Genomic DNA, 8782 nt, shown 5'->3' with positions numbered 1-8782 from the left:
GGCGCTGGGGGTGCGGCTTCAATTCGTTGAGGCGCGAGGTCCCGCCGATTTCGACAGGGCCTTCACGGACATGACCCGGGCGCGCGCGGGTGCTCTGACTGTGTTGGGAAGCAACATGTTCCTCCTTGAGCAAAGACGCCTCGTGGATCTGGCGGCAAAGAACCGGCTGCCGGCAGTGTACCCAGGGAGGGAGTATGTCGATGCCGGGGGCCTTATGTCCTATGGACCGAACCTTGCTGATTTGTTTCGGCGCGCCGCTACCTACGTGGACAAGATTCTCAAGGGCGCCAAGCCCGCCGACCTCCCCGTCGAGCAGCCGACGAAGTTCGAGCTGGTGATCAACCTCAAGACCGCCAAAGCGCTTGGGCTGACGATCCCGCAATCGCTGCTGGGGCGGGCGGATGAAGTGATCCAGTAACCGATACGCCTCCCTGACACCGTTGACCCGCGCGGGGGCCGAAGGATTTGTGTCTGCCGAGCGTGCCCAGTGGCGGCTGCATCCTCATGGGCTGTCTGCACGGCTCCGGCGGCAGCCGCCGGGTCCGGGGCTGCGCATCCCGTTGATTTCGCGTCCGCGGCTTCATGGCACATGACTTGCCCCAGATGCTCGTCATGGGCGCCGCGCCGACGACTCCATCCCCAGCGACTCCGTCTCCCACGCCTGGACCCAGGCCGCTGGGCTTCCACGGCGCCGTCGGCGAGTTCAAGCGACGGCTGATCGAGGCGACGCTGACCCAGTCAGGCGGCAACCGCACGCACGCGGCCCGGGCGCTGGGGCTCCAGCGGACCTACCTGCTTCGGCTCATGCGCGAGTTCGAGGTCCACATCCCGCCGCCGCCGGGCCCGTGGCGCCGGGCCCCAGAAGGCAATGGAGTCGCCAACGGCAGCAACGGAGGCAACGGCGAGAACGGCAGCGGCCCGCTCGCGCCGTCCCAAAGACATTGACACGCGGGAGCTCACGGTTTGAAATGAGCAGGTGAATAACGTCTGGATCGCCGGGGCGGGGATGACCCGCTTCGGCCGGCGCGACGAGAGCCTGCCCGACCTGATCGCCGAGGCCGGGCTGGCCGCGCTCCGCGACGCGGGCATCGAGCGCCCCGACGCACTCGTCGTCGCCGCCATGAACCCCGAGGAGTTCACCGGGGCGGGCAACTACGGCTCGCTGATCAATACGTACCTCGGCCTGGCCCAGGTGCCAACCGTGCGGGTCGAGACGGCGACCTCGTCGGGTATGGCCGCCGTCTACGCGGGCTTCGCCGATATCGCGGCCGGTCTCCACCGGACGGTGCTGGTCGTGGGCGGCGAGAAGATGAGCCACATGCCCACCCCGCGCGTGTCCGAGATCATCAGCCGCTCGATCGATCCCCACGAGCGCACCTACGGGACGACTATGCCGGCGCTGGCGGGGCTCATCACGCGCGCGGCCATGCACAGCCGTGGGCTCACGCTGAGAGAAATGGCGCAGGTCGCGGTGAAGAACCACGCCAACGGCGCGCGGAACCCGCTCGCCCACTTCCGGGAGCCGGTGACGCTCGAGGCCGTGATGGGGAGCCGGCTCGTGGCCGACCCGCTCCGGCTTTACCACTGCTGTCCGATCTCCGACGGCGCCGCCGCCGTGGTCCTCACTGCCGAGCCGGCGCCCGTGCGCATCGCCGGCATCGGGCAGGGCACGGACACGATGGCCGTCCGGTACCGGAGCGAGCTGACCTCCTTCCGCGCCACGCAGGCGGCGGCACAGGCCGCGTATGCGATGGCGGGCTTCGGGCCCGAGCGCGTCGAGCTGGCGGAGGTCCACGACGCTTTCTCGCCCTTCGAGCTGATCTCCCTCGAGGACACGGGGCTCATGCCGGCGGGCAAGGCCGGGCGAGCGACGCTCGACGGCGAGACGGCGCTCGACGGCCGGCTGCCGGTGAACACCTCCGGCGGGCTCAAGGCGCGGGGGCACCCGCTGGCCGCCACCGGCATCGCCCAGATCGTCGAGCTCTGCCTACAGCTCCGAGGGATGGCCGAGGGGCGCCAGGTCTCGGCCCGCGTGGGGCTCGGGCACTCCATCGGCGGGCTCGCCACCAATAACTGGGTGACGCTCGTCGAGGCACGGGCATGATCGTCCAGTCCATCGAGGCCTCGCGCTGCCCGCGCTGCGAGCGGATGGTCGTGCCCCCAGCGCACTACTGCCCTGATCACCCGGTGGCGATGGAGCCGGCGAGCGTGCCCGGCGTGGGCGAGATCGTCTCGTTCACCACGCTTTACTCGCCTCCCGAGGGGTTCAAGGCGCCACTGCACATCGCGCTGATCGAGCTCAAGGGTGGCGCGCGGCTCTTCTGCCACGGGCAGGAGACCCGCGGCTTCAAGATCGGCTCGAGCGTCGGCGTCGAATCGCTCGATGGCGTGTTCTACTTCTCGCACATGAGCTTCGCCGACCGGACGCGGCTCTTCTGGCGGCGGGCCGGCGCGGGAGGAGAGAAGGTTGCCTCCATCACCAAGAGCCTGGCCAAGGGGCTCTTCCGAGGACGTTCCCGTGGCGACAGCTAGGCGGAAGGTGCCCGTCAGGAAGCAGGTTCTTGTCAGGAAACAGTCGGGGCCGCCGCTTCACGGCATCCGGGTCATCGACCTCACCCGCGTCCTGGCCGGCCCGTTCTGCTCGATGTCTCTCGGCGACATGGGGGCGGAAGTCATCAAGGTCGAGGAGCCGGGCAAGGGCGACGACACGCGCGGCTGGCCGCCCTTCGCGAACGGGGAATCGACCTACTTCATGTCGGTCAACCGCAACAAGAAGAGCTTGACGCTCAACATGAAGGCGCCAGAGGGGCAGGCGATCCTCCATCGGCTTATCGCCAAGGCCGACGTGGTGATCGAGAACTTCCGTCCCGGCACCATGGAGCGGCTGGGCTTCGGCTACGACGCGCTCCGCAAGCTGAACCCCCGGCTGATCTACTGCTCCATCTCCGGCTTCGGCGAGAGCGGCCCGGAGTCCTCCCGCCCCGGCTACGACCTGATCGTGCAGGGCGAATCGGGCGTCATGGACCTGACCGGCTTCCCCGACGGCCCGCCAGTCAAGGTCGGCAACTCCATCGGCGATCTCGTTGCCGGGATGTCCGCGGCCCAGGGCGTCACTTTGGCTCTACTCGCGCGCTCCAAGTCCGGCAAGGGCCAGAAAGTCGAGATCGGGATGCTCGACGTCATGGCTTCGCTGCTGACCTACCAGGCCGGGCTCTACTGGAACGCGGGCGGCAGGCCCACGCGCCGGGGCAACCAGCATCCGTCGATCGTCCCCTACGAGGTCTTCCAGGCCCAGGACGCCTACATGACGCTGGGCGTGGCCAACAACTCCCTCTGGGAGCGCATGTGCGGGGCGATCGGCAGGGAAGACCTGGCGAAGGACGCGCGCTTCGACAGCGAGGCCAAGCGCGTCATGAACCGCGACGCGCTCGGGCCGCTGCTCAACTCGACCTTCTCCACGCGCCCAGCCGCCGAGTGGCTCGTGCGCCTCGACAAGGCGGGCGTGCCCGCCGGGCGCATCAAGACGGTCGCCGAGGTTTGCGAGAGCGAGCACCTGCGCGCGCGCGGGATGTTCGTGCGGCTCGCGCACCCCAAGGCCGGCTCCGTCACCGCGATGGGCGTGCCGATCCGCCTCTGGGACACGCCGGGTGCCGCCCAAGCCCCCGCGCCCCTCCTCGGCCAGCACACGGACGAGATCCTGCACCGTCTCCTCCGCATCCCCAAGGCCAAGGTAGACAAGCTCCGCGCCGCCGGCGTGCTCTAAGTTGCGAAAATGCCATAAGTGTCGTAATGTACGTTTTGATACATTCGACATGGAGGGCAAGCATGGCGCGACTTGAAGCGACCGAAGCTCGGAAGGGTTTTTCCGAGGCGATCAGCCGGGCGGCGTATGGAAGCGACCGCATCGTGATCCAGCGGCGGGGCAAGCCGGTGGCGGCGCTGGTCTCGATGGACGATTTGCGGCTGCTCGAAGCGCTCGAGGACCGTCTCGATATCGAGGCGGCGCGCAAGGCGCTGGCAGATCCGAAGAACCGCAAGCGCATTCCCTGGGAGCGCGTCAAGGCCGGCCTCGGGCTCTAAGACCAAGCAGTGAGCTACACTGTCGAGTTTCTGCCGTCAGCCCAACGAGAGCTGGCGGCCCTGCCGAAGGATGTTCATCGCCGTATCGCGAACCGGATTGATGCGCTTCGAGAGGATCCGAGACCGCCCGGCGTAAAGCAACTCCAGGGGGTGGAACGTCTCTATCGGCATCGCGTCGGCGACTACCGCGTGATCTACTCCATCGAGGGCCGCCGGCTCGTGATCATCGTGGTGAAGGTCGGTCATCGCCGGGAGGTGTACCGCAAGCCTTAGCTGCGCCCCCTCACCCTCTCAGCCCTCGCCTCGCCGCAAGCGTCTCAGCTCGAACTGCGGCCCTCTCCCCCACCGGGGGAGAGGGGGAGGCGTCAAACTTGACACCCGGGGCGGGGCGGCGGGATGATAGGCGTCCTATGTCACGGGAAATCAAGGTTTACGATACGACGCTGCGCGACGGCACCCAGGGGGAGGGCGTGTCCTTCTCCATGGAGGACAAGGTCCGCATAGCCCAGCGCCTCGACACGCTCGGTATCCACTACATCGAGGGCGGCTGGCCGGGCTCGAATCCCAAGGACCTGCGGTTTTTCAAGCGCGTCCAGGACGCCGTCTTCAAGAGCGCCAAGATCACCGCCTTCGGCTCGACGCGCCGTCCAGGAGTCCGGCCGCAGGAAGACAGCAATATCCAGGCGCTGGTCGAGGCGGGGCCGCCGGTCGTCACCATCTTCGGCAAGTCTTGGGACTTCCACGTGACGACCGCGCTCGCCACCACGCTTGACGAGAACCTCCTGATGATCGGCGACTCGATCGCCTACCTCCTCAAGCATTTCGAGGAGGTCATCTACGACGCCGAGCACTTCTTCGACGGCTTCAAGAAGAACCGCGAGTACGCGCTCACCACGCTCAAGGCGGCGGAGGCCGCGGGCGCCCACTGCCTCGTGCTGTGCGATACCAACGGCGGCGGCCTGCCTCACGAGGTCGTGGAGATCATCCGCGAGGTCAAGAAGCACGTGAAGGCGGAAACCCCGCTCGGCATCCACGTCCACAACGACACCGAGTGCGCCGTGGCGAATACGCTGGCGGCGGTCTCCGAGGGCGTCAACCACGTCCAGGGGACGATGAACGGCTACGGCGAGCGCTGCGGCAACGCCAACCTCGTCTCGATCATTCCCAACCTGATGCTGAAGATGGGCCTCGACTGCATCCCCAAGGAAAACCTGCGCGAGCTGCGCGACGTCTCGCGCTTCGTGTCGGAGCTGGCCAACCGCAAGCCGTGGGGCTCGCAGCCCTACGTCGGCGACTCGGCCTTCGCCCACAAGGGCGGCATCCACGTCTCGGCCGTCCTCAAGCACGCCGAGACCTACGAGCACATCGACCCGGAGACGGTGGGCAACCACCGGCGGGTGCTGGTCTCGGAGCTGGCTGGGCAGTCGAACATCCTCTGGAAGGCCAAGGAGTACGGCATCGACCTCGACAAGAACACACCGGAAGCCCGCCGCATCCTCGAGATGCTGAAGCGCATGGAGGACGAGGGCTTCCAGTTCGAGGGCGCCGAGGCGTCCTTCGAGCTCCTGATGGAGCGCGCGCTCGGCAACCACAAGCCCTACTTCGACCTCGACGGCTTCCGCGTCATCGTCGAGGAGGAGCGCGGCAGCGCCGAGCCGGTCGCCGAGGCGACGGTGCGACTTAGGGTCAAGGGCATCGCCGAGCACACGGCCGCCTCCGGCCACGGCCCGGTCAACGCGCTCGATGATGCGTTGAGGAAGGCGCTCGAGGAGTTCTACCCGAACCTGCGCGAGATGAGGCTGCTGGACTACAAGGTGCGCATTCTCGACGAGTCCAAGGGCACGGCGGCCAAGACGCGTGTGCTCATCACCTCCGGCGACGGTGACGAGACCTGGGGCACCGTGGGCGTGGCCGACAACATCATCGAGGCCTCCTGGCAGGCCCTCGTCGACTCCATCGAGTACAAGCTGCGCCGCGACGAGCGCAAAGGCAAGCGGTAGTTCTCTGATCCCCGCCAAGCTGATCGAAGACACCGCCCGCGAGCTGATGGCGCGCGCGGCCATCGACATCCCGCCCGACTACCGCGAGGGCGTCCGTTTGGCGCGCGACCGGGAGAAGAACCGCCTCGCCCGCTTCGTCCTCGACGAGATGCTCGAGAACTGGAACATCGCCACCGCCGAGCGGCGCCCCATGTGCGGCGACACCGGCCTGCCGCGCTACTACGTCAAGCTTGGCAACGAGGCGCTTATCGAAGGCGGTCTCGTTGCACTCGAGAAGGCGCTCCGACGCGCGACGGCGGACGCCACGGCCTCGATCCCGCTCCGCCCGAACCGCGTCCACCCGCTCACGCGCGAAGACCACAACAACAACGTCGGCTATCACGCCCCCGAGGTGACCTACTCGATCGAGCCCGGCGGCGACTGGCTGGACGTGACGACGGTCCACAAGGGCGGGCTCTTCGGCACCGACTGGCGCATGCTCTTCCCCGGCGACGGCGTCCCCGGCATCAAGCGCTTCTTCGTGGACACGCTGATCGAGTCGGGCAAGCGCGGGCTCGCCTGCCAGCCCGCCATCGTGGGCGTGGGCATCGGCGGCTCGAAGGACACCTGCATGAGGCTCGGGAAAGAGGCGGCGTGCCTCCGCGCCGTCGGCACCCGCAGCCCGGATCCCGCAGCCGCGGCGCTCGAGGAAGAGCTGACTGCGCTCGGCAACCACATCGGCATCGGCGCCATGGGCTTCGCGGGCACCTCCATGGTCGTCGCGACGCACGTGGAATTGGCGCACACGCACACGGGCGGCATGCCCATCGCGATGCACCAGTTCTGCCTGTCCTCCCGACGCTCGACCGCGCGCGTGTTCCCGAGCGGCACCGTGGAGTTCAGGACCGACCCGCAGTGGTTCACCGATTACTATCGTCGGCAGGGTATCGAATGACGGAGATCCAGCGGCTGGACGATGTCCAGATGGACGAAGTCCACCTCAGCACTCCCGTCTCCGCCGAGGCCATCCGCTCGCTGAAGCTCGGCGACGTGGTCTATCTCTCGGGCGCGCTCTACACGGCGCGAGAGGGCGTCTACCGCCAGGTCGTGGACAAAGGTCTGCCGCTGCCGGCGGGCTTGCGCGAGCTGACCAACGTCAACTTCCACTGCTCGCCCGCGGCCTCGGTGCGCCCGGACGGTTCCTATTCGGTCGAAGCCGTCACGGCCACGGCCAGCTTCCGCTTCGGCAAGTCGATGGCGGCCTGGTTCGAGCGCTCGGGCGCCAAGGTGATCGTGGGCAAGGCGGGCTTGACCGAGCTGGCCTATCGCGAGTGGTTCGTGCCCCACGGCGCCGTCTACCTGACGACCGTCGGCTACGGCCTCGGTGCGATGTACGGGCGGAGCATCAAGCGCGTGCTCGACGTCCACTGGCTGAAGGAGCTGGGCATCGCCCAGGCGTGCTGGGTGCTCGAGGTGGAGAAGCTCGGGCCCTTCCTCGTCGAGGGCGACGCGGCGGGCCGGAGCCTCTTCGCGATCGCCAACCGCGAGATCAACGTCAGGATCGAGGAAGTGTACAAGACGCTCCCACCTCCCGCGCTGTCCCGATTCGGCGAAGTCCTCTCCCGCAAGGACGAGGTGATCTAAGCGAAGCGGCAGGGGAGGCCGAGCGCCCGCTCGAGCCTCCGCTCGTACTCCCGCCGCGTGATCTCGACGGCGCCCAGGCTCTCGAGGTGCGGGGTGAGGTATTGGACGTCCAGCAGGATGAAGCCCTGCTCCCGCAGGCGCGGGACCAGCGCCGCCAGCGCCACCTTCGAGGCGTCGGTCTCGCGGTGGAACATGCTCTCCGCCATGAAGGCGCCTCCCAGCGCCAGGCCGTAGACGCCGCCCACCAGCCGCCCCTCCCGCCACGCCTCGACGCTGTGAGCCTTGCCCGCCCGGTGGAGCGCCGCGTATACCTCGACGAAGCGGTCCGAGATCCACGTGCCTTCCGGCCTGTCGGCGCAGCCGCGCATCACGCCCTCGAAGTCGGTGTCGAAGCGGATCTCGAAGGTGGCGCGCTTGATGGACCGCGCAAGCGACTGCGAGACGTGGAAGCCGTCGAGGGGGATAATTGCGCGCGGATCGGGCCTGAACCAGAGGACTTCACCCGAGCGCTCGTCCGCCATGGGGAAGATCCCGTGACGGTAGGCGAGCTCCACGCCCTCAGGCGTGAGGGTGAGCCTGCGCCCAGACATTGCGGCAGCGCGTTTCGGTCGTCAGGCAGGCCGCCACGAAGGAGGCGAAGGCGACGGCGAAGCAGAGCGTAAAGGCGACGCGGTAGGCCGCAAGCGGGTAGACGCGGCTCCCCGCGACCAAGGTGCCCGTCCAGTTCGCGTCGAGGAGCACGCCGGTGAGCCACTGCATGAGGGCGAAGCCCAGGAAAACCGGCAGGTTCTGGCAGCCCAGCGCCACACCCACGTGGCGCGGATCGTTGACCTCGCGGATGCAGGCGAAGACGAGCGAGACGCCTCCCGAGGCGAAGCCCAGGAGGAAGCAGAGCGGAGCGAGCCAGCGGAGCGCTACCGGCGTGGGCGGGAGCGCGATCAGCGCCCATATGGCGGCGTAGAGGGCCGTCGACGCGATCAGCGGCGGGCGCCTCAGTCCCATCCATCGATCGGACACCCAGCCAAACAAGGGCGCGCTGATAAGGAGCCCGACAGCCGTCATCATGAGCAGGTTGGAGG

The 8782-nt window shown here is 68.0% G+C and carries 12 protein-coding genes; 10 read left to right on the top strand and 2 right to left on the bottom strand.

Going from position 1 to position 8782, the window contains the following annotated elements; translation table 11 throughout:
• The 10 genes from VGV06_05000 to VGV06_04955 form a co-directional block, all read left to right on the top strand.
• The coding region (locus tag VGV06_05000; protein ID HEV2054518.1) for an ABC transporter substrate-binding protein at nucleotides 1-418 on the top strand (418 nt) is incomplete at its 5' end.
• Nucleotides 419-582: 164 nt separating this feature from the next.
• Nucleotides 583-945, top strand: a complete 363-nt coding sequence (locus VGV06_04995) for a helix-turn-helix domain-containing protein (GenBank protein HEV2054517.1) — start codon at nucleotides 583-585, stop codon at nucleotides 943-945.
• Nucleotides 946-976: 31 nt separating this feature from the next.
• Complete coding sequence (locus VGV06_04990; GenBank protein HEV2054516.1) at nucleotides 977-2104, top strand: thiolase domain-containing protein; 1128 nt, start codon at nucleotides 977-979, stop codon at nucleotides 2102-2104.
• Entirely contained in the window at nucleotides 2101-2532 is a 432-nt protein-coding gene (locus tag VGV06_04985) for an OB-fold domain-containing protein (protein ID HEV2054515.1), read from the top strand. Before VGV06_04990 ends, VGV06_04985 begins: the two co-directional genes overlap by 4 nt.
• The gene (locus VGV06_04980; protein HEV2054514.1) at nucleotides 2519-3763 is read left to right on the top strand and encodes a CoA transferase; all 1245 of its coding nucleotides are present in this window, start codon (nucleotides 2519-2521) and stop codon (nucleotides 3761-3763) included. Before VGV06_04985 ends, VGV06_04980 begins: the two co-directional genes overlap by 14 nt.
• 62 nt (nucleotides 3764-3825) lie before the next feature.
• A complete protein-coding gene (locus tag VGV06_04975; GenBank protein HEV2054513.1) occupies nucleotides 3826-4080 on the top strand; it encodes a type II toxin-antitoxin system Phd/YefM family antitoxin in 255 nt (84 codons plus the stop codon).
• Between the two features lie 9 nt (nucleotides 4081-4089).
• Nucleotides 4090-4353: a type II toxin-antitoxin system RelE/ParE family toxin gene (locus VGV06_04970; protein HEV2054512.1), complete on the top strand. Its 264-nt coding sequence runs from the start codon at nucleotides 4090-4092 to the stop codon at nucleotides 4351-4353.
• 137 nt (nucleotides 4354-4490) lie between these two features.
• Nucleotides 4491-6080: a citramalate synthase gene (cimA, locus tag VGV06_04965; GenBank protein ID HEV2054511.1), complete on the top strand. Its 1590-nt coding sequence runs from the start codon at nucleotides 4491-4493 to the stop codon at nucleotides 6078-6080.
• Between the two features lie 4 nt (nucleotides 6081-6084).
• The gene (locus VGV06_04960) at nucleotides 6085-7014 is read left to right on the top strand and encodes a fumarate hydratase (GenBank protein HEV2054510.1); all 930 of its coding nucleotides are present in this window, start codon (nucleotides 6085-6087) and stop codon (nucleotides 7012-7014) included.
• Nucleotides 7011-7703, top strand: a complete 693-nt coding sequence (locus tag VGV06_04955; GenBank protein HEV2054509.1) for a fumarate hydratase C-terminal domain-containing protein — start codon at nucleotides 7011-7013, stop codon at nucleotides 7701-7703. Before VGV06_04960 ends, VGV06_04955 begins: the two co-directional genes overlap by 4 nt.
• Here VGV06_04955 and aat read toward each other — a convergent pair.
• On the bottom strand, nucleotides 7700-8293 hold the full coding sequence (gene aat, locus VGV06_04950) for a leucyl/phenylalanyl-tRNA--protein transferase (protein HEV2054508.1): 594 nt from the start codon (nucleotides 8291-8293) through the stop codon (nucleotides 7700-7702). The genes VGV06_04955 and aat overlap by 4 nt on opposite strands.
• The coding region (locus VGV06_04945; GenBank protein ID HEV2054507.1) for an MFS transporter at nucleotides 8262-8782 on the bottom strand (521 nt) is incomplete at its 5' end. The genes aat and VGV06_04945, both read right to left, overlap by 32 nt.

The organism is Candidatus Methylomirabilota bacterium (assembly GCA_035936835.1).
Classification (GTDB): domain Bacteria; phylum Methylomirabilota; class Methylomirabilia; order Rokubacteriales; family CSP1-6; genus AR37.
This window is presented reverse-complemented; position numbering and strand designations above follow the sequence as displayed.